Source organism: Parafannyhessea umbonata, assembly GCF_900105025.1.
Lineage (GTDB): Bacteria > Actinomycetota > Coriobacteriia > Coriobacteriales > Atopobiaceae > Parafannyhessea > Parafannyhessea umbonata.
On record NZ_LT629759.1, the window covers coordinates 882,996 to 909,706 of the forward strand.

The 26,711-nt window shown below is 62.7% G+C and carries 30 protein-coding genes; 6 read left to right on the forward strand and 24 right to left on the reverse strand.

Features of this window, described 5'->3' with window-relative positions; all coding sequences use genetic code 11:
• Positions 1-403: 403 nt before the first annotated feature.
• From BLT96_RS04080 to BLT96_RS10780, 9 genes are all read right to left on the reverse strand, one after another.
• Positions 404-2,056, reverse strand: a complete 1,653-nt coding sequence (locus BLT96_RS04080; protein WP_090861940.1) for a ClC family H(+)/Cl(-) exchange transporter — start codon at positions 2,054-2,056, stop codon at positions 404-406.
• A gap of 94 nt (positions 2,057-2,150) precedes the next feature.
• A complete protein-coding gene (locus tag BLT96_RS04085) occupies positions 2,151-2,684 on the reverse strand; it encodes an adenine phosphoribosyltransferase (protein WP_090861942.1) in 534 nt (177 codons plus the stop codon).
• A 42-nt stretch (positions 2,685-2,726) separates the two neighbouring features.
• Entirely contained in the window at positions 2,727-3,449 is a 723-nt protein-coding gene (ftsR, locus tag BLT96_RS04090) for a transcriptional regulator FtsR (protein ID WP_090861944.1), read from the reverse strand.
• A 3-nt stretch (positions 3,450-3,452) separates the two neighbouring features.
• Positions 3,453-3,881: an FHA domain-containing protein gene (locus tag BLT96_RS04095; protein WP_090847664.1), complete on the reverse strand. Its 429-nt coding sequence runs from the start codon at positions 3,879-3,881 to the stop codon at positions 3,453-3,455.
• Positions 3,882-3,926: 45 nt separating this feature from the next.
• Positions 3,927-4,307 carry a Rid family detoxifying hydrolase gene (locus BLT96_RS04100; protein WP_090861946.1) on the reverse strand — a complete coding sequence of 127 codons (381 nt, stop codon included), beginning with the start codon at positions 4,305-4,307 and terminating at the stop codon, positions 3,927-3,929.
• Positions 4,304-5,533 (reverse strand): MalY/PatB family protein, encoded by a 1,230-nt coding sequence (locus BLT96_RS04105; protein WP_090861948.1) that lies wholly within the window; start codon positions 5,531-5,533, stop codon positions 4,304-4,306. Before BLT96_RS04105 ends, BLT96_RS04100 begins: the two co-directional genes overlap by 4 nt.
• Before the next feature lie 64 nt (positions 5,534-5,597).
• The gene (locus BLT96_RS04110; RefSeq protein ID WP_090861950.1) at positions 5,598-6,455 is read right to left on the reverse strand and encodes a hypothetical protein; all 858 of its coding nucleotides are present in this window, start codon (positions 6,453-6,455) and stop codon (positions 5,598-5,600) included.
• 8 nt (positions 6,456-6,463) lie between these two features.
• A complete protein-coding gene (locus BLT96_RS04115) occupies positions 6,464-7,513 on the reverse strand; it encodes a D-alanyl-D-alanine carboxypeptidase family protein (RefSeq protein ID WP_245719324.1) in 1,050 nt (349 codons plus the stop codon).
• Positions 7,514-7,613: 100 nt separating this feature from the next.
• The gene (locus BLT96_RS10780; protein ID WP_336433195.1) at positions 7,614-8,501 is read right to left on the reverse strand and encodes a CDP-alcohol phosphatidyltransferase family protein; all 888 of its coding nucleotides are present in this window, start codon (positions 8,499-8,501) and stop codon (positions 7,614-7,616) included.
• 187 nt (positions 8,502-8,688) lie between these two features.
• Between BLT96_RS10780 and larAH6 the strand changes: the two genes are divergently transcribed.
• Positions 8,689-9,945 carry a nickel-dependent malate racemase, LarAH6 family gene (gene larAH6 / locus BLT96_RS04125; RefSeq protein WP_090861958.1) on the forward strand — a complete coding sequence of 419 codons (1,257 nt, stop codon included), beginning with the start codon at positions 8,689-8,691 and terminating at the stop codon, positions 9,943-9,945.
• A gap of 90 nt (positions 9,946-10,035) precedes the next feature.
• Here larAH6 and BLT96_RS04130 read toward each other — a convergent pair whose 3' ends face one another.
• Positions 10,036-10,812: a helix-turn-helix domain-containing protein gene (locus BLT96_RS04130; protein WP_197674387.1), complete on the reverse strand. Its 777-nt coding sequence runs from the start codon at positions 10,810-10,812 to the stop codon at positions 10,036-10,038.
• A gap of 152 nt (positions 10,813-10,964) precedes the next feature.
• Here BLT96_RS04130 and BLT96_RS04135 point away from each other — a divergent pair, with 152 nt between their 5' ends.
• Both BLT96_RS04135 and BLT96_RS04140 read left to right on the forward strand, forming a co-directional pair.
• Positions 10,965-11,474: a pyridoxamine 5'-phosphate oxidase family protein gene (locus BLT96_RS04135; protein WP_197674388.1), complete on the forward strand. Its 510-nt coding sequence runs from the start codon at positions 10,965-10,967 to the stop codon at positions 11,472-11,474.
• Positions 11,475-11,623: 149 nt separating this feature from the next.
• Positions 11,624-11,920 (forward strand): DUF1292 domain-containing protein, encoded by a 297-nt coding sequence (locus BLT96_RS04140; protein WP_090861962.1) that lies wholly within the window; start codon positions 11,624-11,626, stop codon positions 11,918-11,920.
• Positions 11,921-12,100: 180 nt separating this feature from the next.
• Here BLT96_RS04140 and BLT96_RS04145 read toward each other — a convergent pair whose 3' ends face one another.
• The 11 genes from BLT96_RS04145 to BLT96_RS04190 all read right to left on the reverse strand — a co-directional run bounded on the left by BLT96_RS04145 (position 12,101) and on the right by BLT96_RS04190 (position 19,841).
• Complete coding sequence (locus BLT96_RS04145) at positions 12,101-12,727, reverse strand: NUDIX hydrolase (RefSeq protein WP_090861964.1); 627 nt, start codon at positions 12,725-12,727, stop codon at positions 12,101-12,103.
• Between the two features lie 48 nt (positions 12,728-12,775).
• Positions 12,776-13,420: a flavodoxin family protein gene (locus BLT96_RS04150; RefSeq protein WP_090861966.1), complete on the reverse strand. Its 645-nt coding sequence runs from the start codon at positions 13,418-13,420 to the stop codon at positions 12,776-12,778.
• 235 nt (positions 13,421-13,655) lie between these two features.
• Positions 13,656-14,675 carry an aldo/keto reductase gene (locus tag BLT96_RS04155; RefSeq protein ID WP_172824977.1) on the reverse strand — a complete coding sequence of 340 codons (1,020 nt, stop codon included), beginning with the start codon at positions 14,673-14,675 and terminating at the stop codon, positions 13,656-13,658.
• 27 nt (positions 14,676-14,702) lie between these two features.
• Complete coding sequence (locus BLT96_RS10965; RefSeq protein WP_419185597.1) at positions 14,703-14,870, reverse strand: flavodoxin; 168 nt, start codon at positions 14,868-14,870, stop codon at positions 14,703-14,705.
• A 76-nt stretch (positions 14,871-14,946) separates the two neighbouring features.
• Positions 14,947-16,089, reverse strand: a complete 1,143-nt coding sequence (locus tag BLT96_RS04160; RefSeq protein ID WP_090861968.1) for an aldo/keto reductase — start codon at positions 16,087-16,089, stop codon at positions 14,947-14,949.
• A 54-nt stretch (positions 16,090-16,143) separates the two neighbouring features.
• Positions 16,144-16,506, reverse strand: a complete 363-nt coding sequence (locus BLT96_RS04165) for a cyclophilin-like fold protein (RefSeq protein ID WP_157692152.1) — start codon at positions 16,504-16,506, stop codon at positions 16,144-16,146.
• A 210-nt stretch (positions 16,507-16,716) separates the two neighbouring features.
• The gene (locus tag BLT96_RS04170; RefSeq protein WP_090861972.1) at positions 16,717-17,235 is read right to left on the reverse strand and encodes a flavodoxin family protein; all 519 of its coding nucleotides are present in this window, start codon (positions 17,233-17,235) and stop codon (positions 16,717-16,719) included.
• A 1-nt stretch (position 17,236) separates the two neighbouring features.
• On the reverse strand, positions 17,237-17,596 hold the full coding sequence (locus BLT96_RS04175) for a cyclophilin-like fold protein (RefSeq protein WP_090861974.1): 360 nt from the start codon (positions 17,594-17,596) through the stop codon (positions 17,237-17,239).
• Positions 17,597-17,784: 188 nt separating this feature from the next.
• Positions 17,785-18,264, reverse strand: coding sequence for a flavodoxin (locus BLT96_RS04180; protein ID WP_090861976.1), 480 nt, complete (start codon positions 18,262-18,264; stop codon positions 17,785-17,787).
• 78 nt (positions 18,265-18,342) lie between these two features.
• Positions 18,343-18,891, reverse strand: coding sequence for a flavin reductase family protein (locus BLT96_RS04185; RefSeq protein WP_090861979.1), 549 nt, complete (start codon positions 18,889-18,891; stop codon positions 18,343-18,345).
• Positions 18,892-18,899: 8 nt separating this feature from the next.
• On the reverse strand, positions 18,900-19,841 hold the full coding sequence (locus BLT96_RS04190) for an aldo/keto reductase (protein ID WP_090861981.1): 942 nt from the start codon (positions 19,839-19,841) through the stop codon (positions 18,900-18,902).
• 155 nt (positions 19,842-19,996) lie between these two features.
• Here BLT96_RS04190 and BLT96_RS04195 point away from each other — a divergent pair, with 155 nt between their 5' ends.
• Complete coding sequence (locus BLT96_RS04195) at positions 19,997-20,455, forward strand: MerR family transcriptional regulator (RefSeq protein ID WP_090861983.1); 459 nt, start codon at positions 19,997-19,999, stop codon at positions 20,453-20,455.
• A 566-nt stretch (positions 20,456-21,021) separates the two neighbouring features.
• Here the strand turns inward: BLT96_RS04195 and BLT96_RS04200 are convergent.
• Positions 21,022-21,486 (reverse strand): DDE-type integrase/transposase/recombinase, encoded by a 465-nt coding sequence (locus BLT96_RS04200; protein ID WP_090861984.1) that lies wholly within the window; start codon positions 21,484-21,486, stop codon positions 21,022-21,024.
• A 516-nt stretch (positions 21,487-22,002) separates the two neighbouring features.
• Between BLT96_RS04200 and BLT96_RS04205 the strand changes: the two genes are divergently transcribed.
• Both BLT96_RS04205 and BLT96_RS04210 read left to right on the forward strand, forming a co-directional pair.
• Positions 22,003-22,539 carry a hypothetical protein gene (locus BLT96_RS04205; protein WP_090861986.1) on the forward strand — a complete coding sequence of 179 codons (537 nt, stop codon included), beginning with the start codon at positions 22,003-22,005 and terminating at the stop codon, positions 22,537-22,539.
• On the forward strand, positions 22,536-23,075 hold the full coding sequence (locus BLT96_RS04210) for a hypothetical protein (RefSeq protein ID WP_090861988.1): 540 nt from the start codon (positions 22,536-22,538) through the stop codon (positions 23,073-23,075). Before BLT96_RS04205 ends, BLT96_RS04210 begins: the two co-directional genes overlap by 4 nt.
• Positions 23,076-23,206: 131 nt before the next feature.
• On the opposite strand, the gene BLT96_RS04215 is transcribed toward BLT96_RS04210, so the two are convergent.
• The gene (locus BLT96_RS04215; RefSeq protein ID WP_090861990.1) at positions 23,207-24,268 is read right to left on the reverse strand and encodes a radical SAM/SPASM domain-containing protein; all 1,062 of its coding nucleotides are present in this window, start codon (positions 24,266-24,268) and stop codon (positions 23,207-23,209) included.
• Between the two features lie 73 nt (positions 24,269-24,341).
• Positions 24,342-26,681 (reverse strand): ATP-binding cassette domain-containing protein, encoded by a 2,340-nt coding sequence (locus BLT96_RS04220; protein ID WP_090861992.1) that lies wholly within the window; start codon positions 26,679-26,681, stop codon positions 24,342-24,344.
• Positions 26,682-26,711: the final 30 nt, after the last annotated feature.

Consider the following 26,711-nt stretch of genomic DNA (forward strand, 5'->3'; position numbering starts at 1 on the left):
CTTCACAAGAGACTAAGGACTAGAGAATGGTGTCATAGGCCAATAAGCGTGTACGTGCACGAGTGCCTATTTCACACAAGGGGTCGAGACAATCCTCTTAGTGCGAATGACAATCCGAATGCGATACGAGACCTGGGACAGTCCTAGCTACACAACGTGTCCGTAAAAAAGCTCGTGCGGCTAAGACAGAACGAAATCAGCTGCTTCTGGTTGTGATGTAGGCACGGGATCAATGTCCGTGCGAATAGCAAGAGTTCCATCGCATAGGCGACGTGGAAGGCATGGATTCGTGTGGCGCGTATACCGTCTCAATTGTCTATAAAACCGTGATAATATACCTTATGTAAAGTAAGAGAGTTTCTCAGTCAAGTTCAGACGACGCTACGAAGCTGACCCGCTCCCCCTACTTCGAGCCGTGCTCGGCTCTAACCTTGCGGATCTTGCGGCGTAGGCGTGATGACTTCGGTCTCCAATTGGACGTCAGCGAGCTGCCAAACATCTGCCACAAACGCTCACGCACCTCGTCCTGCTTGTTAGCGTCCAGAATCAGCAGCAAGTTGTCAAGTGCTTGAAGCTTGACGCTGCCCGTGGGAACGACCTCCTCGCCGGCACGGTCAATCAGCACCACACGTACGGACTTTGGCCACTGTATTTCGCGGATGAGCTTGCCCTCACATTCCGAACCAGCCCCTACGACAAAGTTCTGCAGGCACTTCTCGCCGCTGCCATCCAGGCGGTCGGAATCCTTGCGGCCCATGTTGCCCAGAAGGCGACCCAGCAGGTGCTCGTAGAACGCATCAACTTGCAGGAGGTTGGCGGTAACGTACGAAAGGATGGACACGATGGAGACGGATAGCAGCGCGTCCATGCTGCCGGTGAGCTCGAACGCAAGCACGACGGCCGTCACGGGCGCCCTCACGACGGACGCGAACAGGCCACCGATTCCCAGGACGATGAAGTTTGTGACGAAGACGGACGGAAGCCCCAGATAGGCGACGGCAAGCCTGCCAAACAGGCAGCCAAGGAGCGCTCCCATGACGCAGAGAGGGAACAGCGTGCCGCCGGGCGCGCCAGAGCCAAAGCAGAGCGTCGTGAAGAGGTACTTGCCCAAAAGGAGAAGTACGATCGTACCGATGGCGAGCGACTGCTGCGTCGCGAGTCGCTCCACGATGGCGTCTCCGCCGCAGGCAAGGTCCGGCGCGAGGAATATGAGGACGCCGGAAGCGAGAAATGGGATGATGAGGCGCGTGTATGGCGCATGTTGCCTGATTTTGTCGAACTGCTCCGTCATCCAGAACATGCCGCGGTTGTGCGCGGCGCCGGCGATGCCGCAAAAGATGCCGAGCGCAATGACGAACAAGTAGCTGTGGTGAGGCAGGTCTGCCGCGAACACGAACTGCAGCACGGGCTTCACGCCCAGAACCTGGGACACCACGAAGTCGGAGCTGATGGCAGCTGCCATGACGGAAACGATGAGCGGCGCGTTGAACTCCTTGTGGATCTCCTCGATTGCGAAGAGTACGCCCGTGAGCGGCGCGTTGAACGCTGCGGACATGCCGGCCGCCGCTCCACAGGTCGTGAGGAGGCGTTCCTCTCCCCTTTCGCGCCCCATCAGCTTCGAGACCGCCTTGCCGGCCATGCCGCCGAGCTGAACGCTTGGTCCTTCTCGTCCAAGCGAGAGGCCGCCGAGCGCGCAAAGCGTGCCCTCGACGAACTTTGCAGAGAGTACGCGCCACCAGGGCATGTCGAGGCGGCCGATCACTTCGGCGTCGATCTGTGGGATGCCGGAGCCCTGCGTGAAGGGCTCCCATACCATGAGGCGGCACACGATGCCGCAGATGACGACGAGAAACGCAAACCACAGGGGCAGAAACGCCCAGTTGGACTGGATGGCTGCCGCGATGGTGCGCAGGAGGGTCTCGGCGTGCGACAGTGCCAGGCGATAGAGCGAGACGACCGCCCCCGCCGCGAGACCAACGAAGAGGCCCTCGCCGATCATGTATACCTGAAAGCGCCGCGAGAAGTGCCTTGTTACGATGTCCTTGCGTCTTGCCATGTGCCTTCCATCCCGCATCCAACGAAAAGCACCTGTCGGCTCTCGCTGACAGGTGCCTGGTGAAGCTACTTGCCTGTTGCCACGTTGCCTGCTGCTACTTTACCTTGATGAGCGTGAAGACGTCCTGGTTGTAGGCGGCACCAATCTCCTTGCGTGGGTCGAGGTAGCAGAGCTCGAGGATGAAGCCGAAGCCCATGACCTCCGCACCGGCCTGCTCGACGAGCTTCGCCGTTGCGACCGCGGTGCCTCCGGTTGCCACAAGGTCGTCGATGATGAGGACCTTGTCATCCGCGGAGAGCGCGTCCTTGTGGATCTGGAGCTCGTCCGTGCCGTACTCGAGGGAATACGACTGCGAGTACACGTCGCGCGGCAGCTTGCCCGGCTTGCGCGCGGGCACGAAGCCGGCACCCAGGCGATACGCGACGGGCGCGCCCACGAGGAAGCCGCGGGCCTCCGCGCCCACTACCTTGGTGATGCCTGCATCCTTGAAGTGGTCTGCGAGGTCGTCGATGGCCGCCGCGAAGCCCTTGGGATCCGCCATGAGGGGCGTGATGTCCTTGAAGATGACGCCAGGCTCGGGGTAGTCGGGAATGTCCACGATCAGGCCTGCGTAGTCGCTCTCTGCCACGGGTGTTCCTTTCACTTGTTTCGCACTGCCAAGTACGTAATTCTACTCTTCCATCTCGCTGAAGGTCTTCGAGATCTGCCTGCGGATGAGGGTGTCACGTACCTGACCCGTGAGCGCGAGCATCTCGGAGAGCGCCTGGCCAAACTGCTGGCGGTTCTCCTCCGTGCGCTCCATCTCGACCCCACCGCCCTTCTTCGCAAACACGACGAGTGCCTGCTCGAACATGGCGCTTTCCCTGTTGGCTGCCGTGACGTACTGGCGGAGGTTCTTCGGGCCGATGCCAAAGTGCCGAAGCTCGCCGCAGGTCCTGATGAGCTGGAAGTCCTTGCCGTCCACGAGCGAGCGGCCGTGCGGCGACTCGCGAAGCTGGATGACGCCGGCCTCGGACAGCTGGCGCACAAAGCTCACGGGCACGCCCAGAAGCTCCGGCATGCGGTCGATGGGGTGGAACTTCTGGAGAACCTCCTCGTCGTCCTCCCCTACGTTGGGATACGGCGTCTGTGCAAGGCTCACATGCCCTTCTCCCCCGTCGAGCTGCTGCTTTATGACGGAGAGCGGCATGAAGCGGTTCTTCTGCAGGTAGAGGATGGTCTCGAGCCTGTGGACGTCCTTCTGCGAGTACAGGCGGTATCCCGAGGGCGTGCGAGACGGGTTGAGCAACCCCTCGTCCTCGAGGTACCTGACCTTTGATATGGATAGGTCCGGGTATTGGCCCTGCAGCCGCTTGACTACCTTGCCGATTGTGAGGTATCCGGCATCGGGCATGGCTTAGTTTCCAGTCTCGATCCTCACGTTCTTCCGGTTGGTGTGGAAGATCATGCGGAAGGTGCCCACCTGGATGGTCGAGCCATCCTTGAGCAGCGCGCGGTTGACGATGGCGCCGTCGACCCACGTGCCGTTGAGCGAGCCGAGGTCCTCGATGGTGGCAAGGCCGCTCTCCAGGCCGGAAAGGTCAAGGCGCGCATGGCGACGAGAGACCGTCATGTCGTTCAGGAACACGGTGTTGCTGGGGTCGCGCCCGATGGTGACGATGCTATCTGCCAGCTCGAACGTCGATCCCATCTGCGGCCCCTTCACGATGGTGAGGGTGGGGTGACTGGGGGTCGCCGCGGCCATGAGGTCCGGAGAGGTGGCGTCCGTAGCGGGCATGCGGAAGATCTTGGTGGCTCCCGCGTCGTTGTTCTTGGTAGGCTGCATGTGCCTATCTCCCCTCTTGTTAGGTTTCCGTACCATGATAGCGCTTTAGCGACACGCGACGCAGTCCATCTCGACGAGCGCCCCCATGGGCAGGCGCGATACCTCCACGACGGTGCGGGCAGGGGCAGGCGCCACGAAGTAGCGCTCGTACACGTGGTTCACGGTGTCGAGGTCATCCAGGTTCGCCAGGTAGAGCGTCGTCTGGGCGACGTCTGACAGGGTGCAGTCCGCCTCGGCGAGAAGTGCCTGGACTATCTGGATGACGCGTTCGGTCTGGACCGCGGCGTCTCCCGCTATCAGGCGGTCGCAGTTGTTTGGGTCGATGGGCAGCTGTCCGGATGCGAACACGAGCCTGCCGGCAGTCGTGCCTTGGGAGTATGGGCCGATGGAATCAGGCGCAGCAGGCGCGTTTATTGCATACTTCACTTTTGGCTCCCTCCGTTTGGACCCAAGAGGCCGGCGTTTCTCGCCGCGGCGTACAGGCGCTCCAGCGCAGAGCGCAGCACGTGATCGGGACATGCGAGGTTAAAGCGCTCGAAACCGTCGCCCTCGCTGCCAAAAACGTGACCCTCGTCCAGGTAGAGCTGGGCGTCCTCGTGCATGAAGCGCTCGAGCCCCTGTGGGCTGAGACCCCATGCGCCAAAGTCTGCCCACGCGAGGTACGTGCCCTCCAGCGGGTACACCTCCACCTCGGGCATGCGTTCGTGCATGAAGTCGCGAAGCATCTGGTAGTTGGACCAGATGACGCCCAGCAGCTGCTCCAGCCATGCGTCGCAACGGGTGTATGCGGCAATGGTCGCAGAATATGCAAAGCAGTTGAGCTCCGTAGACGCAACGTCCGTAAAACCGCGCACGAAGCGCTCGCGAACGTCCGCGTCCGGTACGTAGTTCACGGACGCCTGGCAGCCGGCGATGTTGAATGTCTTGCTCGGCGCGGTGCACACCACAAGGCGCGTCCAGTCTGCCGGGCGTGCGACGGACATGATGGCCGTGTGCCTGACGCCGGGCATGATGAGGTCGTCGTGAATCTCGTCCGCGACGATGGTCACGTCGTGGCGCGCGCAGATGTCAAGCACGCGCTCGAGCTCGCGTCGTGTCCAAACGCGGCCTACGGGGTTGTGCGGACTGCAGAGCACCAGCATGGTGTTCGCGGGGTTTGAGGCCTTGCGCTCCAGGTCGTCGAAGTCCATGCGGTAGCGGGGCGTGCCGCCCGTGCGGTCCACGGCAAGCGGGTTGCGCACGATGTGCCGCCCGCTTGCCTCGACTGCCATGAAGAACGGGTAATACACCGGCGGCTGCACGATGACGCCGTCGCCGGGGCTCGTGAGCGTGCGTACCGCGTTGAAGATCGCGGGCACCACGCCCGGTGACGTCACCACCCACTCGCGCTTGGGCGTCCAGCCGTGGCGGCGCTCCTGCCAGCCAAGGCACGCAGAGAAGAACTCGTCCGTAGGGTCCGTGTAGCCCATGACGGCGCCGTCCAGCCACTCGCGTAGCGCCTGCTTTACCTCCGGCGGGTTTTCGAACTCCATGTCCGCAACGGAAAGCGGTACTATGTCAGGCCCCAGGTTGGGCTGGTCGCGATACATTTGCTCCCACTTTGCCGATCCCGTGTCGCGGCGCTGTGGCAGAGTCTGAAAGTCGTAGTGCATGGCGTGCCCCCCTCGTGTTTGATGTTAGGAATTATATCCAGAGCGGGGCCGTCCCAATCACGCGCTACAGGGCTCGACCTCCTATGAAGTCGGCCGACGGCCTGATGAGGCCCCATTCCAGCAGGTCGGCACGGTCAAATCGCACGCGGTCCGGCTTCTGCAGCGCGTCGAGCCACGGCGCGCTGGCGTTCGCCGCATCACACAGCTCCGCAAGGCCCGTCGGACGCACGCCCGTAAAGCTCAAGAGACTGCGCCACAGCACGCGCGCGAAGCTTGGCGGAACAAGCAGCACGTAGAGCGGCGCCCCGCCGAGCAAAACCGCGCATGCCACCACGGGGATGTGACCGTCAAGCATGAGGTTCGCCACGTGGTCCGCCCGCGGCAGCGAGGAATCACCGTCCACGTAGTCTCCCAGCACGCGCGGGGCGTCGTTTCCCCACAGGACCAGTGGCACAAGGTCGCGGCTCACGTCCTGAACCTCGAGCCCCTCGTAAGGACGGAAGCCGTTCTGCTCGATGGACGCCACAAACGTGAGCCACGCAGACAGCACCCCCGCACGCGGGCTCGCGTCGAACGCGAGCAGCTCGTGGTCTCCCGTGCGTGCCGCCAGCGGGATGGACGCGACGGCCCCGTCGCCCAGGAACACGGGCGAGAAGACCGCGTGCCCCACGGCAAGTGGCTCCGCCGCGAACGCGGCCTCGCCAAACGCCGCCACGGGATCGCCCGAGGCCAGGAGCATTCGCATGCCGGTGGCGTCAGCCAAGAGCGTGCCGTCCTCAAGCGACTCCGCAACGGGCGCGGACGCGCCGTACGCCACGGTCCTGAGCGCCCCCAGCTCCGTGCGCTCGAACGTCGCGCCAAGCAACAGGTGCTCTTCGTACAGGGGTCCCACGACCCCCGGCAACTTGTCCTTCTCGGCCATGAGACCCCCTACGAGACGAGACCTGCCACGTCGTAGAACAGCGGCAGCGCAAATACGTTATAGGATGATACTCGGTGCAGCCAGCGGCTGGCACTATACACTTCGCGCGCGACGGGTCGGCCCTGCTGCGTCCACGAGGAGCGACCAAACGGCTGCTGCGCGCCAAGCATCGTGCCCGAGGGCAGCATCGTGGTGTGCCACGTCACGTCCTGGCCGCGATAGACGCGCCCGGCGGCGTCCCACTGCGCCGTGACCACGCGCTTTGCCCAGAAGCAGTCCGCGTCAGAAACCACGCGCACAGGCCACGCCTTGCGCGCCAGGCTGATGCGCCCCAGGTAGGTGTCGTACGCCCAGTCCATCAGGATGGCAGTGTCCGTGAAGCGCCCCTCGTGCGTTGAGCAGCCGAGCACGGCCGAGAAGAGCTGGACGCCCCAGCGGCGACTCGATCCCAAAAACGTGGTGCCGGACTCGACCGCGCCGGTCTTGATGCCACACAGGCCGGCGTAGCTTCCCATAAGGTCGTCCGTGGATACGAGCGTCTTCTGCTGGCCTCCGGCCGTGACCGTTACGGATCGCGTGGTGACGGCGGCCGCGATCAGCGGGTAGTTCTGCAGTGCGTAGCGGCCCATGAGTGCGAGGTCGTGCGCGCAGGAGTAGTGCCCGTCCTCCTCCAGGCCGTGCGGGTTCTTGAACTGCGTGTTCGTCATCCCGATTTCCTGGGCCTTCTTGTTCATGAGCTCCGCGAACTTGTCGACGCTGCCCGACACCGCGACGGCGATGTTTGCGGCGGCGTCGTTTGCGGAGTACACGAGCATGGCCATCATGAGCTCGCGCAGCGTGGGCGCATCGCCCGCCTTGTAGCCGGCGAGCTGGGCGCCGTCCTGGTACGTCATGTCCTGGATGGTGCACGTCTTGTCCAGGTCCATGCCGGAGTCCAGCGCGACCATGGCCGTCATGATTTTGGTGATCGAGGCGGGTGCCATGTGCTCCGTGGCGTCGTGGCTTGCGAGCACGTTGCCGTCCTGGTCGATGATCTCGTAGCTCTTGGCCTCGGTCACCTGCGGCTTTGCCTCCTCGGCCAAAGCCGGCGCCGCGGGCCATGCAAACAGGGCGGCCAATAGCATAGTCGCCACAAGGAAAATCGCTCTTCTCATCCTGCTAGTTCGCCTCCGTGGCACGGCTGCCCTTCTTCTTGGCGCTGCGCTCCGCACTGCGCTCGGCCGCAGCCTCGCGCACCGCGGCCTCCTTTGCGGCGGCACCGGTTGCAGCCGCCTCCGCGGCGACGGCGGAGGCAGGCGTGGGCTCGCCCTCCGGGGTCTCGTCCGTGCGGTGGCCAAGCTCGAGCGCGCGGCGCTTGATGGCAAAGCCGCGCTTGGTGTACACGAGGGCCGTCACAAGCGAGCACAGGAGCCCCGCGTACACGAAGAAAATGCCAAGAGTGGCGCGCGCGTGGCCCAGACCGGGAAGCCAGCCCACATCCACCAGGCCAAGGCCACCTACTTTGGGCAGCCCTAGCAGCAGAAAGCTGAAGCCCGTCATGAGGAACGCGGTCGCGAACTTGCCCACGTAGATCACGTCCACCGGGCGGCGCTGGTACTTTTGCAGGATCATCGATCCTGCAAACAGGTACGCATCGCGGCCGATCACGAACACGGCCATCCACACCGGGAGCTCCCCCCTGAGCATGAGGCCGAGCACGCCTGTAAACAGCAGCACGCGGTCCATCACGGGGTCCATGATCTTTCCGAGCCAGCTGACCGTCTGCGTGCGGCGCGCCACCTGGCCGTCCAAAAAGTCCGTCACGGCCGCTATCACGTAGAACGTGAGCGCCAGGTAGCGATTGAGGTCGTTCACGAACATGTACAGAAACACGCCCGTAAGGACAAAGCGGCACATCGTGATCACGTTCGCGATGGTAAATATGCGGTGGGAGGGGTTGTCAGAGGTTCCCTCCGGTGCGTTAGTGCCCTGAGCCTGCGCGATCGCGGCGTCGCGACCGACCTGGTTCTTGACGGATATCTTGAAGTTCTCGCGCTTGGTGCCCAAGGGGTCTCTCCTCGTTTTAGCTTGTAACGTTGCTATGGTACCCGATTGCCCGCGTTTCTCCCAAACTCTGCCAAGATTACGCATGCGTCACGGCCCGCCCGCGGGCGGGCCTCGCGGAGCCGCGCCGTAGTACAGTTGCGTCAGGAACCGCGCCGCGGCGGCGGCATCGCGAACGTGGAGGTAACGCATGCGCTACGAGGTTGGCATCGGCACGCGCACGGAGGGCTTCGAGCTTCCGCAGGAAGACGTCATCGAGGTCATGCACGCGAACCCCGTGGCGAGCGGCCCCACGGGCGAGAAGGTCGTGCGCGCCTCGCTTGCGGCGCCCATAGGCACGCCGCGTCTGCGCGAGCTGGTGCGCCCTGGCCAGACCGTGTGCGTCATCACGAGCGACGTGACGCGGCCGCTTCCCACGGCGACGGTGCTGCCGTCCGTGATGGACGAGCTCCATGCCGCCGGCGTGCGCGACGAGGACGTGCTTCTGGCCATCGCGCTGGGTAGCCATCGCCCGCAGACGGAAGACGAGCTCCGTGCCATCATGGGCCCGTACTACGGGCGCCTGCGCGTGCTGAACGGGGACTCGCGCGGGCTTGCGCACGTGGGCACCACGTCGCACGGCACGCCGGTCGACGTGCTGGCAGAGGTCGCGGCGGCGGACGTGCGCGTCGCGCTCGGCAACGTGGAGTACCACTACTTCGCGGGCTACTCCGGTGGCGCCAAGGCCATCATGCCCGGTTGCTCCACATTCGCCGCGATCCAGGCAAACCACTCGCTCATGGTGGACCCGGCCGCGCGCTCCGGCAACATGGAGAGCCCCGTCCGCCTGGACCTTGAGGAAGCCTGCGCCATGGTGGGCCTCGACTTCATCGTGAACGTGGTCCTCGACGAGGAGAAGAACGTGGTGTACAGCGCCGCGGGCGACTTTGTGGCCGCGCAGCGCGACGCGTGCCGCAAGCTGGACGAGCTCTACGGCTGCGAGCTTCACGAGTACGCGGACGTCGTGGTGGTGAGCCAGGGCGGCGCGCCGAAGGACCTGAACCTGTACCAGCTGCAGAAGGCGCTCGACAACGCGAAGCACCCCGTGAAAGACGGCGGTGTCATAGTGCTGGTGGGCTCGTGCGCGGAGGGACTGGGCCAGGACACGTTTGCGAAGTGGATGCACGAGGCGCGCACGCCACGGGATGTGGTGGACCACCTGCAGCGCGACTTCCGCCTGGGCGGCCACAAGGCGGCGGCCATCGCGCAGATAGAGCTGCGCTGCGACGTGTACCTGGTGTCGGACATGGAGCCCGACCAGGTGCGCGACTGCTTCATGACGCCGTTTGCCCACGTGCAGGATGCCGTGGATGCGGCCATGGAGTCCCAGCGCCGTCGCCTGGGCCGCGAGCCGCGCGTGCTCATCATGCCGCACGGCGGCTCCACGCTGCCCCTCATGCGCACGTAGCGTGGGACATCCGGGGCGGCACAACGCCGGGCGAGAAGTGCCGCCCTCGGGTCCGTGCGGCGTCCTTCTCGCCCAGCGCCAGCGCGCCCGCTAGCTTGCCTGGATCCTGAGCGGCGCGGACTGGTTAGACGGGTCGTTGCTCACGACGCTGTAGAGCGGGGTTCGCCACACCATGCGCTCGCGTCCCGCGGAATCGGCCATGTATTCCTTCTGATAGCAGAAGCGGGGCGGCTGGTTAAACTGCGTCACGCCCACGTAGTCGCTCAGCAGGAACATGGCTGCAAAGGCAACTGCAAGCGCGGCCGTCGCTGCCACGCGACGCGCGCGGGTCGCGCATACATCCGCAAGCAGCACCCACGCCGTGGCGACCACCACGATGGCGCCGGCCGTCGCGTAGACGGAGCCCCAGCTGCTGTCGCGCGGAAACACCGCGAGCGCGCTCATGACCACGAGCGCCCCAAACGCCGCCAGCATGGCGGCCACCGTCTTCCTGCGGCGCGCGCGAAGCTCGTGCTCCCCGTACGTCGCCATCGTGCGCGCCGTCTCCTCCGTCGCCGCATCCATCGCGGGCTCCTTTCTGCCTCCGCCAATAAGCTCCGGGATGCTCACCCCAAAGGCCTTTGCCAGCTCAACCACCATGACAAGGTCCGGCATGGTCGTGCCGTTCTCCCAGCGCGACACCGTACGCGCGGACACGCCAAGCCGATCTGCCAGCGCCTCTTGCGTCACGTCCTGCTCGCAGCGCAGCTGACGCAGAAATGCGCCCATGCGCCGCAGGTCCACCGCCCGGGCCTGCTCCACGCCCCGCACCTCAGGGGCAGACTCGCCACCCGCGTGGCGCCGGCCTTCTTGCGTTTGTCTTTCCATCCCGACCTCCTTCGGCCGAAATTGTAGGCGGAAGCCTCGCAAAGCAACACGACACGCATGTCGCATGCGGGTTTGTTTTTGGTTTAGGGCAAAGGTGTCCGCATAGCAAACTAAAGTGTGGGTGTCGAACGGGCACGAGGATCGGAGGACGCATGGTCAACTACGACGAGGCAGCGGCACACTGGCAGGCACGGGAGAAGGACGCGGCCCGCATGCCGGAGGAAGAGCTTCAAGACGCAATGGAGAAGTTTGTTGAGAGCCACAGGGTGTGCGCGCTTGCGTGCGCCAGCTCCGACGGGTCGCTCGTGCGCAACACCCCCATCGAGTACGAGTGGTTCGACGGCGCGTTCTGGATGTTCTCGGAAGGCGGGCTCAAGTTCCGCGCACTCGCCACTAACAAGCGCGTGTGCCTTGCGATCTTCGACCCGGATCCCACGTTTGGCCACCTTGCGGGCATGCAGGTGACGGGGACCGCGGAGGTGCTTGAGCCGTTTGGGCCGGACTACCTTGCCGCATGCGAGCACAAGGGCATCCCCACGGATCGGCTTCGCGCGCTGCCGTTCACGATGATGGTTATTCGCGTGCAGCCTACGCGCGTGGACATGCTGTGCTCCGCGTTCAAGGACGGGGGCTACGACGTGAGGCAGTGGATGGAGCTGTAGCCAGGGCGCTTGCACACCATGATGCCGGGGCCAAGCCGCTTGCCAGCCAATGGGCACCTCGTGCGAGACGGCGTGCGTTTGCGCAGATACGCACAAGATTGAGCGCCTAAGATTGAGACATCACGTGGACGAGTGCGAGGGAGGCTTCTATGGCAGACGAGACTTCGAGCGACGTGGACGTCGAGCTGGGTGACGACTACTTCATCACGCTTGACTACGACGACGGGACCTCGGAGGAGTGCGAGGTCATCGGCATCTTCGAGCACGACGGCGGCGAATATATCGCGCTGGGGCCCGAGGAAAGCGACGACGTGTACATCTATGGGTACCGCGAGACGGACGACGGCGGCTTTGACCTGCTGGAGCTGGACGAGTCCGTGTTCGACGACGTGAGCGCCGCGTACCTGGCGATTCAGGACCAGCTTGAGGGCGAGCCGGAGGGATAGGACCTGGGCGGCTCCGAGTTCGCTGCGGGTTTAGCCCGCGAGACGTGCACGACTCCTTGGAAGAAGCAAGCGAGACTCAGAAAGGCTTCCTCCGGAGCCGACGACCGCTAACCAGACCCAAAAGACCTGCGCGCATCGTTGCATCGACTGCACCGCATCCGGTATCGGATGCGGTGTAGCTTACATAAGCCGCAGCAGCTTGGGGTAAACCCAACGCTCCATCCACGGCTCGGCCACGTTTGCGAGGACCTCGTCCTTCTCGAACCAGCGAACCGCCTTGTTCTCGTCCGGCTTCGGGCGGATGGGCTCGGCCAGGTCGGCCTCGATCAGATACGTCAGGTTGAGGTGCAGGTGGCTGCACACGTACGCGCCACGCTTGACGTGGCCGTTCACGCACAGCGTCTCGAGCGAGACGGGCGACGGCACGGCAAGGCGCGCGTGCGCAAGGCCGGACTCCTCCCCCACCTCGCGCAGCGCCACGCGTGCCAGGTCAAAGTCGCCGTCCGCATGACCGCCCAGCCACGCCCAGGTGTCGTATATGCGGTGGTATGCCATGAGAACGCGCGTGCGGTCTGCATCGACCACCCACGCGGACGCCGTCAGATGCGCCACGTCATTTTCGCGCGTGCTGACGTCGGGGCAGTCGCGGCGCTCGAGCCAGCGCAGAAACAGCTCCTGATCCTTCTCCTCCTGCTCGCACGTGGGCGAGAAGTGCCTCACGTCTGCCACGAGGCGCTGCCTCTCGTGCGCCCGCGCATCTACCGAGTCGCGCGCGACGCCCTTTTCACCATCCTGCTCGAACGTCATCCGTCCACCTTTCAAACGCGCCCTTGGTACGATGCTAAGGGTAGCAGCTCACTCGCAGGTCTCGCGCACCAGCCTCTGCCCAATCTGGTAGGCGTTCTCCAGGTCCCTCGGGAAGTTCTTCTCGCGCGAGAGCTTCTTTCTCTCGGCGTCGAAGCCCGCCATGTTGTACTTGGAGTAATCGGCCACCTGCAGCGTATCGTGGCACGGGTACAGGCATACCTCACCGTTGAGCATCTGGAGCTCGCGCGCGTAGCCCTCGAACGCGTCCTTGTAGAGCTTGTCATAGAACTCCTTCGACGCGTTCATGCTGACGAAGAGCCCCACGTTCACCTTTCCGGTGAAGTAGTTGCTGTAGTCGTCGTAGGAAAGCGAGCAGAAGTGCAGCCGCTCCAGTACCTCGAAGTAGCGGCTCGTAGGCCTACCCAGGTATATCGCGGTGCCGATGAGAAGAACGTCCGCCCGGAATATCTTGTCGATGATTGGGGACAGGTCGTCCTTCCAGTAGCAGTGGCACCTCTGGGCGCCTTTCCGCTTGCAGAGCATGCAGCTCCTGCAGCCGGTGAAGTTGAGGTCATACAGGTCTATGTACTCGACCTCGGACCCGGCGCTCTTGGCGCCCTCGGCCGCGGACTTCAAGAGCTTGGCGGTGTTCCATGCCTTCCTCGGGCTTGCGCTGAGCGCTAGCGTTTGCAATCCATGTCTCCCCTCCGCACCAAATGTCGTCACACTTATTCTCTACGAGAAGTCACCGTGTCGGCTACTCAGAGTTCCTGCAGAACGCGTATTTGTTGGATTGAAGTACGTCCTAACAGATTCGTTGCGGTCAGTCCTGCGTTGGCCAGGTGGGCTTACTTTCCTTACGATGCTCATGGGGATGCTGCGCGCGGGTGGCTTCGTCGGCTAGCCGGAAAGCACGGCGGACGTCTTGCTACGTTGGGTCGGTCGTGCCTGCAAGGGGTCTCTCCCCCGGCCGCGCGAGGGGGCCAACGAGCTCGTGGGGGCGGTATGGATCCTCGAGGAAGCCCGCCTCCTCGGCAGAAAGGCTCAAGTCCAGCGCCCTCACGGCGTCGTCCACGCGGTCGGGCCTGGAGCAGCCCACGATGGGCGCGGCAACCCCACGGGCCCAATGCCACGCGAGCGCAATGTCGGCCATGGGCACGCCTCGCCTTTGCGCCAGCTCGGCAACGCGCGCGACGACCGGCAAATCCAACTCCCTATCGTGGTCGTACTTCTCGCGCATGGTGGAGTCGGTCTTGGAGCGCCTGCTTTCGGAGTCCCACGTCGGACGCGTGAGGTGGCCGCTCGCGAGCGGGCTGTACGGGGTGAGCGACACGCCGTACTGCCGGCACACGGGAATCATCTCGCGCTCGTCCTCGCGGTACAGCAGGTTGTAGTGGCACTGCATGGCGCTGAACGGGACCCAACCGTTTTCTTGCGCCGCGACCTGCATGTTGTGGAACTGGTAGCCGTACATCGCGCTCGCGCCCAGTGCCCGCACCTTGCCCGCGCGCACGAGGCCGTCCAGCGCCTCCATGGTCTCCTCGATGGGTGTGTCGTAGTCGAAGCGGTGGATGATGTAGAGGTCCAGGTAGTCGGTGCCAAGGCGCCGTAGGGTGCCGTCGATTTCGCGCTCTATCGCAGCCTTGGTAAGGTGCCCGAGGCTTCCCTCGTTGAAGAACACCTTGCTCGCCAGCACAACGTCCTCGCGCCTCACCCCGAGGTTCTTCAGAGAAGTGCCTATGAACTCCTCGCTCGTACCGTGCGCGTAGCAGTTCGCCGTGTCGATGAAGTTTACGCCGAGCTCGAGGGCGCGTCTGAGGACGGCCTGCGTTGCCGGCTGGTCGATGACCCACTGGTGAAAGTCGGGAAACACCTTGCCAAAGCTCATGCCGCCGATGCACACGCGCGATACCTTGATGTCGGTCCTGCCAAGAGTCGCGTACTCCACGATTGCCTCCTTTCGACAAAAAGCCAGCTATATCCCAAGCCCATCGACCCACTCGGCAAGGCGACGCCCTGACGGCGAGCCGTTAAGGACGCGGCCGTCGAGCACGCGGGCCTCGGGATGAAGCTTCCTGATGCGCTCCGTCGCGCGCGAGATCCCGCTTCCCCCCACTTGTCGCGAAGGGGACCCGGAGACCACGCAAGCGTCTCAGGTGGAAGTGCCCCTGGGGGGTCTACCACCGCCATTCGTTGCGCTTGCTCTGAGGATTCGTCCTCTAGAAGAACGAATTCTCGATCAGCCAATCCGCTGCCTTGTTCACCAACTCCGTCTCATCGGTCCCATCAGGGAGGATGGTGCGCGGGTGGGGCACATCACCGTGCATATCGATACCGGCATCGGCAAGAGCACCCCGGAAGTAGTTGTTGTCATCGGAGAAGCCGGGGTCGGGCTGGATCTGGCAGATGCTGTAGGCCTGGAGGATCGCTGTGGTAGGTACACCATTCCACGTCAATCCGATGAAGCTCTTCATCATATGGGGTGTGATAGGCGCACTGTTGCGGTAGATGTCCATGGCACGCCAGAAAGCCAGCTTCTCCTCCTTCGAGAAGCGCTTATCCGCCTGAGCGGTTCGGATGTTGTCCTCCATCTGCTCCATGTTCGACATGCCCGACAGGATGGCGATGGTGTCCTCCAGGTCCAAGCTGAAGCGCAGGGACCACGAGGTCATGGAATCAGCGGGCCGGTAGGAACGAAGGAGCTGCTCGGCCTCTTCGGGCAACGTCGACAGGCCGCCGCCCTTTACCATTTCCATGCCGACCACCGGAAGGCCGTGGCGGCGAACCACTTCGTAGCACTTAGCCGCTTGGACGAGCTCGCTATCCCAATCAATGGGATTGATGGCCAACTGCACGAACTCCACCTCGGGATGCTCGGTCAGCAGCCTGTCCAGAAGCTCGGCAGACGCATGGAAGGAGATGCCCAGATGCTTGATGCGCCCTTGGGACTTCCATTCCTTCATGTGCTCGAAGAGGCGCGTCTTCGGGATGATGCCATCCTCGCCCCCAACGCCCTCGTAGAAGACTGTCTGGATGTCGTGCATCAGGTAGTAATCGATATACTCGACGCCCAGGTTGTCCAGCTGCGCCTGGAACGTCTCCTCGACCTTGTCCTCGGGCACGAGGTTGAATGTGGGGAACTTCGTCGCGATGGTGAACGAATCGCGCGGATGGCGCTCCACGATGGACTTGCGGGCAGCCTCTTCGCTCTTGCCTGCATGGTAGGCCGCGCTGGTATCGAAGTAGGTGAACCCCGCCTCTAGGAAGCGGTCCACCATGGCGTTCAGCTCTTCGTAGTCGAAGTCCGTCACATCGTCGCTCTTGAGCGGCAGACGCATCATGCCGAAACCTAGTTTCCCCATGCTCTTCCCCTTGCTCTTATTATGACTACGTCACGTATATTTACTTACATTTACTCACGCGGCATCGAAGCTTGCGCTGATGGAGCCGCTTCCCACCACGGCCGCCAAATCCGATGCATCCGCTATCTTACCGATGCGCGTATAGGCATAGGAGGTGGCGTGGGATTCGTAGAAGACCACCAGGCAGTTGTTCCCATAGAGCATCACATCCCCTGCCTCGATGGTACCGGGGTTGGATGCGTTGGTCGGGAGCGAGCTGTCCAGATAGACGTACTTCTCGTTCCTGTTGAGCTCACTCATCTCCGTCTGCAGCGGGAGCATCGCCACGAAGGCTGCCGCCGTCTTATTATCAGCCAGGTCGATGGCGAACTGGTGTCCCTCAACCGAGAGCATGACCGTTGAAATGGACGGGTTCATAGAGGACTCCTTCCCTTGCTTGGTAGCAGATGCCGTCGCATCCTGGTTCGCAGAATCAATCTCTTGAGGTGCGATCGCATTCGCGCTGGATTCATTCACGCCATTCTTATCGCTGGATTGCTCCTGAGCGCATACTCCAAGGAAGGAGATGAAGAGCACGGACGCTAAGGCAGCTGTCAACAGGATTCTCTTCACGGGGGGCCTTCCTCCTCACAAGCTCCGGCCGAACTGGCGAACCTCTTCCAGGCTCTGGGGAGAGGACGCGGCTGCGCCGGGATATTCGAAGATGCCACAGTCCTCCACGCCGTACCAGCCTTGCAGGAACCCATGGTAGATGCGCTCGGCCGCGGCATACACGCCCGAAGATCCGGAATCCAGAATCATGGCCATCTTCTTGCATGCCTTCGGGATCTCAAGGGCATAGGTCCGATGGATGGCGCAGTGCAGCTGCCCCGTGAACGAGCCATAGTAGATCGGGCTTGCCAGCACAATCATGTCAGCGCTGGCGTAATGGGGGTAGATCTGCTGCATGTCATCCTTTTGGATGCATTCGCCGTTCCCTTGGATGTGACACCACTCGCACCCGATGCACCCATGGATGTCCATGGAGGCAACGTCGAACACAGTCACTTCATTGCCCGCTTCGCGCGCTCCCTCGGCGAACGCCTGGGCCAACGCGGTCGTATGCCCATTCTTGCGGGCGCTTCCCTGCAGGACGAGTATCTTCATGCTATGCCTTCCTGATCGTGACGTCATAGGACCCCCTCAGCCCGTGCAAGGTCTCGATGGCTCCATCGTCCAAGCGGCCCATGTTCACCTGGTCCCCATAGGACCCTGAAGCGTCTTCGCCATCGAAGAAGACGGCGAACCAACCGCCGCCGGGGTTGTAGTTGATGTCACCGTTCGACCATCCATACCCGACTTGTGCCGCGTCATAGGGAAAGCTCTGCTCCATCTGGCCACAGAAATCCATTCCCGAGGACCCCACATGAACGGAGATGGGGAGCGCTTCGAAGAACGCTTTCGCGGTTTCCGAATCGTTCAGTGTTCCCGAGACGATGGTTCCGTCAAAGTCTATCTCAATGTGCATTTCTGACCTCCTGCATCTTTACGATAGGTTGCGGCCAAGCTCGTAGGCATCCTGCAAGAAAGGTGATGCAGCAGTCATATTAGGATTGCCGCAGCTAAGCCCCAACACCATGCCAGCTTCTCAGCGGCGCGCTTCGCCGTGCCTGTGGCGCTGAAGTATGCCGCTAACTTATTGCCGCAGAAAGCCAGCTACACCCCAAGCCCATCGACCCACTCGGCAAGGCGACGCCCTGACGGCGAGCCGTTAAGGACGCGACCGTCGAGCACGCGGGCCTCGGGATGAAGCTTCCTGATGCGCTCCGTAGCGCGAGAGATCCCGCTTCCCCCACTTGTCGCGAAGGGGACCACGGTCGTGCCCGCAAGGTCCACGGAGTCGAGGAAGCTGTCAACAATCCGGGGCTCCACAGCCCACCAGATGGGAAACCCCACCAACACGGCGTCGTAGGCAGAGAGGTCCGGTGCCTTGCCCGCGAGCGAGGGGCGCGAGGACTCGTCATTCCGCTCGGCTGACGTTCTACTGGACGCGTCGTTCCAGTCTAGATCGCGCCTCGTGTACCGCTCTTTGGGCTCAATCCGGTAGAGCTCGCCGCCAGTTGCCCTGGCAAGCGCCTTCGCAGCGCTCTCCGTCGTGCCGGTAGCGCTGAAGTACGTGACGATCATTCTTGTCATAGTGAATACTCCCTCATTTGGATTGGCGCCGTCCGGATGTCGCGGAATCCGAACCCACCGTTCTCGCCAGGCACGAGACTACTTCCTGTCGAGACGCAGGCATCCCCCGACGCGCTCGCCAAGACTCCAGTACGAGTAGGTGGGGAACTCGAAGAGGACCGGCGCCACCCTGCCGTAGTCGATCTTTCCCTTCTCGTCCAGGCATGCCTCATCCACGTACGTGTCGTCGATCGCGAGCACGAAGGTTTCGAAGCCGTCCGTCTCGTACACATCCTCGACGGAGCAGGCAAGCGAGAGGGGCGACTCGTCGACGAGCGGCGCGCCGTCCTCGGCCGCGCTCCACGCAAAGTCGCAGGACTTGTCCTCCTTGGCGCCGCTCACGCTGCCCACGTGGTCTGCCGCGCGAAGGAGCTTCTCATCGATCAGGTTGACCGAGCAGGTGCCGTTCTTGCGGATCCACTGGTTGGTGTAGTGCTGCTTGGCGCAGCTGATGGTCACCCTGTCGTGCCCTATGATGCCGACGTGCGCGACGAGAAGCCAGTTGGGACCCTTGTCCGTCATGGCACCCACGACCGTCACGGGCGTGGGGTACAGTGCGAGCTTCGATCCAAGGTTCTTCTTTGCCATTGTCTCTCCTAGTCCATCTTCTTTTCCCAGGCGCGCACGGCGTTGATGCCGAGAGAGTCCGCGACATTTTCGAGCTCGCGCACCTCGTCAGTGGATAGCGCGACGGAGCTTGCATTTGCGGCATCCGTCACGTGCGACTCCTTCGTGACGCCCACGATGGGGCGCGTCCCCTTGGCAATCGCCCAGGCGACGGGGACCTGCGCCAACCCCACGCCATGCGCCTCCGCGACCTTGGCGAGCTCGGCGTTGAGGGTCTCGAGCCTGTCGAGGACCGGGTTGTACTTCTGGGCGCGGGCGGAACCCTCGGGCATGGGATGCGACGTGTCGTACTTGCCGGACAGAGCGCCCTGCTCGAGCACCATGTACGACCAGAACTCGACGTCGTTCTGGTGGCACCAATCGAGGATGCCCGAGTCCTCGGACGGGCGGTTGACGAGGCTGAAGTGGTTCTGCACGGCGCCCAGGCGAAGCCCGTGCTCGCGCAGGATTGCGTCCGCCTGCTTGACCTCTGCGAGGTTGTGGTTGGAGACACCGATCACGGGGGCGTCCTCCCTGCCCTTGAAGAACGCCGCGAGCTCGGCAATCCAGCGCGGCGCGTCCATCGTGTTGTGCACCCAGTACACGTCGAAGTGGTCGAGCCCCATGGTGTGGAGCTGCATCTCGTACATGTCGGCCACGGCGGTCTTGGATGATGCGTCCATGCACTGCGGCGTGAGCTTGTCGGAAACGCGGTAGTCCTCGCGTGGCAGGTCCTTCAGGAAGCCTGCGAGCATCCTCTCGGACTCGCCCATGCCATAGACGTACGCGGTGTCCCACAGGTTGAGGCCCGCGTTCATAGCGACGTCAAACACGGGTCGAAGATCGTCTTCGGCAAGCCCATGCCCAAACGTGCCATCGTTTCCCCAGGCCCAGGCACCCAGCACGATCTTAGGGTCCTTCTCGTCGTTCATCCCTGTCTCCCATCGTCCGAGTTGTGTCTTCCTCGAGTCGCTGGGACGATTCTCAGACTTAGACTATGGTTTAAGTCAATATACTTCCTCTAAATTATGAAAGCGGCTTCACATCCAGTGACGGGGTGCGGGGCGCCACCAGGAGGGGAAGCGTTTTGGAGAAGATCTACACCATTGGGGAGGCGGCGGCCGCGCTGGGAATGCCGGCATCGACCATCCGCTACTACGACAAGAACGGCCTGTTCCCGGACATGGCGCGAAGCCAGGGCGGCATCCGCGTGTTCACCGAGGACGACTTGGAGTGGGCGCGCTTCATAGAGCGGCTCAAGGTTTCTGGCATGCCCATCCGCGAGATCAAGCGCTACATCGACCTCTATCGCGAGGGGGACTCCACCATCGAGGAGCGCCGGCGCATCGTGAACGAGCGGCGCGAGGCCATCCTGAGGCTGATCGAGGACCTCAGGCTCTCGCTCGACTTCATCACCTACAAGTGCTGGTATTACGACGTGGCGGCAAAGTCGGGCACCTGCGACACGCCCAAGAACATGCCAGCCGAGGAGCTTCCGGAAGACATCCGCCGCATCAAGGCGGAGTGTCGAATCAACAGGTACTAGGTTGCCGGGAAGCGCCGCGCGCGGAGGGCTCGACGGCGACAAGTGTCAATCGGAGAGCGCATGAGCGATACTTTGACACGGTGACTCGAGTCCCTGTTCGCACGCGTCGCCTTGAACATAGCCCTGCAAAACGCAGACGAACAACTACGGAACCCAGCTTCCTTCGAAGAGGAGGAAGCTGGGTTCTCCCCCGTGTCTGACGTCAACATCAATCCCGACCCAGGCAACAGCGCGTCACGTCGGTCTTTGGCGAGATGCGGAGGTCCAAGATCGATGGACAGCGGTAGCTGGCATAAGCATGTGGTCACAGCCGAAAAGAGCACATCCGCGGCCGCGAGGATAGTAGGCGCGACACGTTCGTGGAGGAACCTAGCCAGGAGAAACGGTTGCCCAGAAGAAACGGTTTCAAGGAGGCGGAGGGCAACATAATGGGCCGCGTTGTGGACGAGCGTGTCAAAGCGTTAAGTGAGGCGTTCGGCTGAGTCGCCATGCCCGTGCCCACTCGGCCGCCGTCATCAACGGACTCGGAACCAACGACCACGTTGCAAGGCCGGCGCCAAGCGAGCTCACGACCGCTCTCCGCGAGGCGGGGTTCTCGAAGCGGTCGCGCTCTCGTCCTTGCCCTTCGTCTGGGGCGTCCTGGCGGCGCAGAGCCCTGTCTTGAAGCCCATCCTCCCGGCGAAGGCGAACGCCCTCTCCACCCTGTGCCTCTTCCCGCCGGAATCTATCGTGACGAGCGCGGACATGTTGTCGGTGAGCCACTCGGGAGGGGCCCCGCCGAGCCTCTGGGCGGTCTGGTAGGCGCATCCCACGAAGTCGTCCGTCGTGATCGTGTCAGAGCGGATGCAGATGCGCCTCCTCGAGTATCCGAGGGCTACGCTCCACACGCTGGACAGGAACTCGGCGCCGTCCCGCCCGTGCAGGAGCAGCCTCTCCTTCCAGCCGGACTGGAGCTGCCTTCCCGGCTCCGTCCCGTGGCGGGGATGCGCGTCGGGGAGGGGCTGGCCCGCCTTCAGCCCGCGTGCATCCATCCAGTGCCTGGGGGCGCCGTACTTGGGGGGGCTTCCCGTCCGGATGCCTGCCGGGGAGCCGCTCGTGCATCGCCTTCGTCGTTATGCCGGGTATCTGGGCCCTGTCCCCTGTCTCATCCCTGTATCTGTCGAAGCCGTTGCGCCTTGCGGGGCGACCGTCCTCCATCTCTGCGCCTCCCTTCCGGTGCTTCGCGACCGTATGCCGGTCCATCCCGTATCTGCGTGCCATCTCCGAGAAGCTGGGGCGCACGCCCATCTCCCTGAGCATATCCATGTCTCCGATTAGGTTGGTCTCCATCCTGGCTGCCTCCGGATCCGTCTCCGCATGTCCGTACGGAGCGGATTCTCGCTGCCCCGGATGGTGAAACTGTATTGACCTGGATGGTCGAAGCGCACTGCCCCGGCTGGAATATCGCTTCGCCCGGACTGGTAGCTTCTAGATTGCCATTAACAAGAATCGATGTCGCGCGAGGGATTGCCAAGAGCCCCGAGGACTTCCAGGGTGCGCTCCGGGAGATGGGCGTCAACGTCCGCGAGTCCGCCTCGAGGAAGGGAGACTGGGTCTACTCCCTGGCCGGGACGCCCTCCCGCCAGGTGACGGGATCCAAGCTCGGCGCCTCGTACACCAGGCGCGAGGTCACGGGCTGGCTCAGGAGCCCCACGAGGAGGGCGCAGGGCCCCGTCACCGTGCGCAACGTCCGCGAGGTCGCCGCCGGAGCCATCGAGGTCAATGACCTGCGAGAGCTCGTCGCCCTATCGGAGGCTGTGAGCGTCGTCTCCAAGGGCGGATTCAGGAGCCTCTCCGTCATGGACTCAGCTGCCAGCAGAATGCGCGGCATGCCCAACCGCGAGGCGACCGTGGCCAGGCTGGAACGAGCGAAGCAGTACTGCGCAGAGCACGGGATACTTCCCGAGCGGTCGGCAGCACAACCCAGCCGTAGGGCGGCAGGTTCAACGGGCATGCGCAACAACCACGGAGGCGGGCAGAAGCATCGCAACGGCAGCCGTCCCGCCCGCCAGCAGACGAGGAGAGACGAGAGGCCCGAGCGATGAGGATCACCGTGCGCTTCCAGGACGGCGCCATCGAGGAGTTCGACACCAACACGCTGACGACCGACAGCGCACTGGGCAGGATGAACGCCCTCACGGACCTGCGGGTCGTCCTCGAAGACGGGCTCTGGGTCGAGGCGAGCTGGTACCGGGTCGTAGGCTCGGAGGGCGCAGACATGCCCCTGGCACAGAGGTCCGCGGGGTGCCGCCTCCACGTCCTGTCCGAGGAGGAGGTGGCACTGGTCCGCTCTGTCGAACTCGACGGGCGCCTCCAGTGGGTGCGTGTCGGGCCCGACCTCTGCGACGTGGCGAAGCTCGACGAGGCAAGTGACCTCTTCTACGACGCCGACGAGCCCTCGCGCTCCATGGCGGGGCGCGCGGTGTGGCTGCACGACTACCTGAGGGACGCCCTTTCCGGCGAGCTTCATGGCCCCGATGGTGAGCGGCTCATCTGCGAGAAGCTCGGCATGACTGTGGCCAGCTATGAATTTGTGTCCGGTGTGGCTGCTAGTGTTTACTCGGACGATACTTTCGAGTAGGAGCGTGTGAGATGGGCGTGGCCAATCGTGTACTGGGTGCGATAGGTAAGTTCTTCCTGATGTGGATGAGATTCGTGGCGAGAATCATCCTGCTGTTCTGGCACTACGGGTCGTGAGGTGCACCAACGCCGCTACGAATCGGAATCCACACTTGCTTTGAAGCTCATTAATGCCTCGAACGAGTAGTTCTTCCAGAGGACGGGACACCCGCCGTAGCATTGGTCTAGAAACGCGCAAGACGAGCATTTCTCGGATGGGTACTTCCGCATCTCCTCCACTGCAGATTGATATTCGTGACCATCCATCCAGTTATCGAGCTCTTCGTAAGTGCTGAAGTCATCGCCGAGTCGACCCAAGTTGGCGCTGGCGTACATGTCACAAGGCAAGAGTTTCATCGTATTGTCGACGGTTATCGCGTTCTGGAGGTGGATCTGGCAGGGTCCTGCCAATCTGCCCTCGAGCAGTTTCAACTGTCGTTCGGTGTAAGCGCAGAGTGGGAAGCTGTATTCGACCCACCAGTCATCCGTTATGGCGTTCAGGCGGTCAATCTGCGAGACAAACGACTCGATCAGAGCAAACGGATCGTGCTCCTTTAGATAATCCATATCCTTTGTATTCGACTCGATGTTGTCGATGAAGAAGGTGAACGAGAACTGCCTCGCGCCGTTGTCATGGGCAGCTCGGACCGCCTCGCACACCCTCGTGACGTTCTCTTCGGTTACCACCATCGAGCAGGTGAACTCCAGCTCCGTGGAGGCGAGGTTTCTTATCGCTCGTAGTTGCTTGGCGTATCCGTCGTAACCGGTCGCCCTTTTCCATTCCGATGCGTCGGCCCCTTTCATGGAGATGTCGAGGTACCTGAGGCCACAGTCAATGAGTCTCTGGCAGAGCTCCATGTCCTCGAGGAGGACCCCGTTGGTCGCGATGGTTGGAGTGATTGCCGGGTACTCCTCCTTGATGTACTTGAGGACGTCAAGGAGGTGAGGGTAGGTAAGTGGCTCGCCGCCCGTGAGGAACACGTACTTCACGTTTGCGTCACCGCAGAGGTCTACGATACGCTTCGCCTCGTCAAGTGACAGCTGGTCATGCGCGCGGTAGCCGGCCTCCTTCTCGAAGCAGAAGTCGCACCGCAGGTTGCAGCCACGGGTCAGGACTACCGTGCATTGCTTGAGTCTGTTCTTGTCACTGCTCATCTATTTGACCTCGCCGTCACTCCCGTTGGTTTTCGCTGTGTTTTCGAGCCCGATAGAAAAGGCTGGACCAACATTAATTCGCCAGAACAGAGAGCCCGTACAGCGATGAAGACTCATCTGTGAAGACGGATCGGGGCGACCCCTGTGCCATCACTTTTCCCCCAGCTGCACCGCTGTGCACGCCGAAGTCGACAACGTAGTCCGCGACAGTGGCGACGAACTCCAGGTTGTGCTCGACGATAATGATTGTGTCGCCCTTCTCCTGCAGGTACATCAGCACCTTGACGAACTTCGCGATGTCAACGTCGTTCAGGCCGGACGTGGGTTCGTCCAGGATGTAAAGGTTCCTTCCGTGGGAGGGCGTCCCGAGAGCCTTCGCGAGCTTTATGCGCTGGGCCTCGCCCCCCGACAGGCTCATGGACATCTGCCCGAGCCGCAGGTAGCCCAGACCCAGCTCGATCATGCTGCGGAGCACTGAGTGGACCTTAGCTGAGCCTCCGAACTTGTCTACCAGCTCGGAGATCGGCGTCTCCAGCACGTCCAGGATCGTCATCCCCTCGTACTCCACGGCGAGGACCTTCTCGTTGAACCTCCTCCCGCCACACTCCGGACAGGGGATGTAGGTACTCGGAAGGTAGTTCAGCTCGATCTTCTGCATCCCGGTGCCCTGACAGCACTCGCAGCGGCCTCCCTTGATGTTCATGCTGAACTGGCTGGCACCGACCTTCATCTTGCGCGCCGTTGCGGTCTTGGCGAAAAGCGACCGAATCTCATCAAAGATGCCTAGGTACGAGACAACGGTTGATCTCGGGGTCTTCCCGACGGGAGCCTGATCGACCCTCAGGCACCTCTTGATGGAGTCCCCGCCGGAGAAGGTTTCGCAGCAGTCTCCCGACCTCTTCCCGAAGCACCTGGCAACCACTTCGGCGAGCGTCGACTTGCCGGAACCGGACACTCCGGTGATGCAGGATATTCCACCGATCGGGAATCGCACCGCCTGTCCGTCGATGTTCCTGAAGTTGATTCCGCCAATCTCAAAGTACTGCTTGGCGGCGTGGGGGCTCTTGAAGGCGAGTGGGGCTTCGTCGCAATCCATGCCGTTCGTCACCCCCACGAGATAGCCCCCCTCGGGCCCTCCGACCGGCCCCAGCTCTATTGTCTCGTCCGCCGAGGCTATGTACTGTTTGTTGTGCTCAATCGCAATGACCGTGTTGCCTCGGTCGACCATGTCCCTGGTGGCGCGGATAATGCGCTCGGTGTCCCTGCGATGTAGTCCCTTGCAGGGTTCGTCCAGAATGTACAGCAGCCCCCTGAGCGAGCAGGTGAGCTGGGTGGCGATTCTGATGCGCTGTCTTTCACCATCAGAGAGCGAGGGGATGGTCCTGCTCAGGCACAGGTAACCGACGTTGAGCTCGGCCAGGGCCTCCAGCCTGCGATCCGTCTCGTCGACAAGCTGTGATACTACATCCTTCTTCGGGTGGTCCGAGAAGTCGCGGACAACCCCGTGAAGCCATTCGCGCAGCGCGACGAGCTCCATTCCCTCCGCCTCGCCGTAGTTCAGGCCACAGACCTTGTAGGACAGGGCTTCAGGGCCCAGCTTGGTGCCACCGCAGACGTGGCAAGGCCGCTCCTCCATGAACCTCGAGTATGCCGACGATTGGCCGGTGGAGTTGACGCTGTCGAGATGGTCGCGGATGGCGGGAACGGCACCTTGTAGGTACACGAAGTGCTGCTTACGGCGCCTCCCCTCCTTGTAGGAAAGCTTGTGCCTCACCTGGTCGTCCGCATGGAGAAGTATGTCGAGCTCACGGTCATTCAGCTCTGAGACCCTCCGGTCGATGTCGATGCCGTAGTGAGCGCAGAGCGCCTCGAGGAGCTTCTGCTCCTTGCCCTCTGCGGGGCCCTTAAAGAACAGGATACCGCCATCGCGCAGGGTCACCTCGCGATCGGGTATCAGAAGGGATTCGGAGACCACACTCTCCGTGCCGAGGCCTGAGCAATTTGGGCAGAACGACTTGGGGTTGTTCGAGGAGAAGGTGCCTTCGGATATGTCCCGAGAACGGTCGCTGTTCGTAACCGCGAAGAGTGAGCGAAGGTAGTAGGCGACCTCTGTCACCGTCCCAACGGTCGAGCGCGGGTTGACGTTGTAGTAGTTCTGGGAGACGTTGAGCGCGGGATGGAGGTTCTCGATGGACCCGACCTTGGGTTTGCTCATGAGCTTCTGCCCGTAGAGGTTGCCCGTCATTCCCTCAAGAAAACCCCTCTGACTCTCGGCGTAGATGGTGTCAAAGACCAGCGAGGACTTCCCACAGCCCGAGCAACCTGTTACGCAGGTGAATGCCCCGATAGGGATCTCTAGGTCGATGTGTTTCAGGTTGTGCTCGTGGGCATCCCTTATGAGTATCTTCTCCATGCCTGCCAACGCCTTTCCGACATCCGGTTC

Excerpts from the sequence above, each read along its gene's own strand:
- BLT96_RS04080 (WP_090861940.1), bottom strand. The coding sequence starts at position 2,056 with ATGGCAAGACGCAAGGACATCGTAACAAGGCACTTCTCGCGGCGCTTT.
- ftsR (WP_090861944.1), bottom strand. The coding sequence starts at position 3,449 with ATGCCCGATGCCGGATACCTCACAATCGGCAAGGTAGTCAAGCGGCTG.
- BLT96_RS04095 (WP_090847664.1), bottom strand. The coding sequence starts at position 3,881 with ATGCAGCCTACCAAGAACAACGACGCGGGAGCCACCAAGATCTTCCGC.
- BLT96_RS04105 (WP_090861948.1), bottom strand. The coding sequence starts at position 5,533 with ATGCACTACGACTTTCAGACTCTGCCACAGCGCCGCGACACGGGATCG.
- BLT96_RS04110 (WP_090861950.1), bottom strand. The coding sequence starts at position 6,455 with ATGGCCGAGAAGGACAAGTTGCCGGGGGTCGTGGGACCCCTGTACGAA.
- larAH6 (WP_090861958.1), top strand. The coding sequence starts at position 8,689 with ATGCGCTACGAGGTTGGCATCGGCACGCGCACGGAGGGCTTCGAGCTT.
- BLT96_RS04130 (WP_197674387.1), bottom strand. The coding sequence starts at position 10,812 with ATGGAAAGACAAACGCAAGAAGGCCGGCGCCACGCGGGTGGCGAGTCT.
- BLT96_RS04135 (WP_197674388.1), top strand. The coding sequence starts at position 10,965 with ATGGTCAACTACGACGAGGCAGCGGCACACTGGCAGGCACGGGAGAAG.
- BLT96_RS04140 (WP_090861962.1), top strand. The coding sequence starts at position 11,624 with ATGGCAGACGAGACTTCGAGCGACGTGGACGTCGAGCTGGGTGACGAC.
- BLT96_RS04145 (WP_090861964.1), bottom strand. The coding sequence starts at position 12,727 with ATGACGTTCGAGCAGGATGGTGAAAAGGGCGTCGCGCGCGACTCGGTA.
- BLT96_RS04160 (WP_090861968.1), bottom strand. The coding sequence starts at position 16,089 with ATGGGGAAACTAGGTTTCGGCATGATGCGTCTGCCGCTCAAGAGCGAC.
- BLT96_RS04165 (WP_157692152.1), bottom strand. The coding sequence starts at position 16,506 with ATGAACCCGTCCATTTCAACGGTCATGCTCTCGGTTGAGGGACACCAG.
- BLT96_RS04170 (WP_090861972.1), bottom strand. The coding sequence starts at position 17,235 with ATGAAGATACTCGTCCTGCAGGGAAGCGCCCGCAAGAATGGGCATACG.
- BLT96_RS04175 (WP_090861974.1), bottom strand. The coding sequence starts at position 17,596 with ATGCACATTGAGATAGACTTTGACGGAACCATCGTCTCGGGAACACTG.
- BLT96_RS04180 (WP_090861976.1), bottom strand. The coding sequence starts at position 18,264 with ATGACAAGAATGATCGTCACGTACTTCAGCGCTACCGGCACGACGGAG.
- BLT96_RS04185 (WP_090861979.1), bottom strand. The coding sequence starts at position 18,891 with ATGGCAAAGAAGAACCTTGGATCGAAGCTCGCACTGTACCCCACGCCC.
- BLT96_RS04190 (WP_090861981.1), bottom strand. The coding sequence starts at position 19,841 with ATGAACGACGAGAAGGACCCTAAGATCGTGCTGGGTGCCTGGGCCTGG.
- BLT96_RS04200 (WP_090861984.1), bottom strand. The coding sequence starts at position 21,486 with ATGGATGCACGCGGGCTGAAGGCGGGCCAGCCCCTCCCCGACGCGCAT.
- BLT96_RS04205 (WP_090861986.1), top strand. The coding sequence starts at position 22,003 with ATGGGCGTCAACGTCCGCGAGTCCGCCTCGAGGAAGGGAGACTGGGTC.
- BLT96_RS04210 (WP_090861988.1), top strand. The coding sequence starts at position 22,536 with ATGAGGATCACCGTGCGCTTCCAGGACGGCGCCATCGAGGAGTTCGAC.
- BLT96_RS04215 (WP_090861990.1), bottom strand. The coding sequence starts at position 24,268 with ATGAGCAGTGACAAGAACAGACTCAAGCAATGCACGGTAGTCCTGACC.
- BLT96_RS04220 (WP_090861992.1), bottom strand. The coding sequence starts at position 26,681 with ATGGAGAAGATACTCATAAGGGATGCCCACGAGCACAACCTGAAACAC.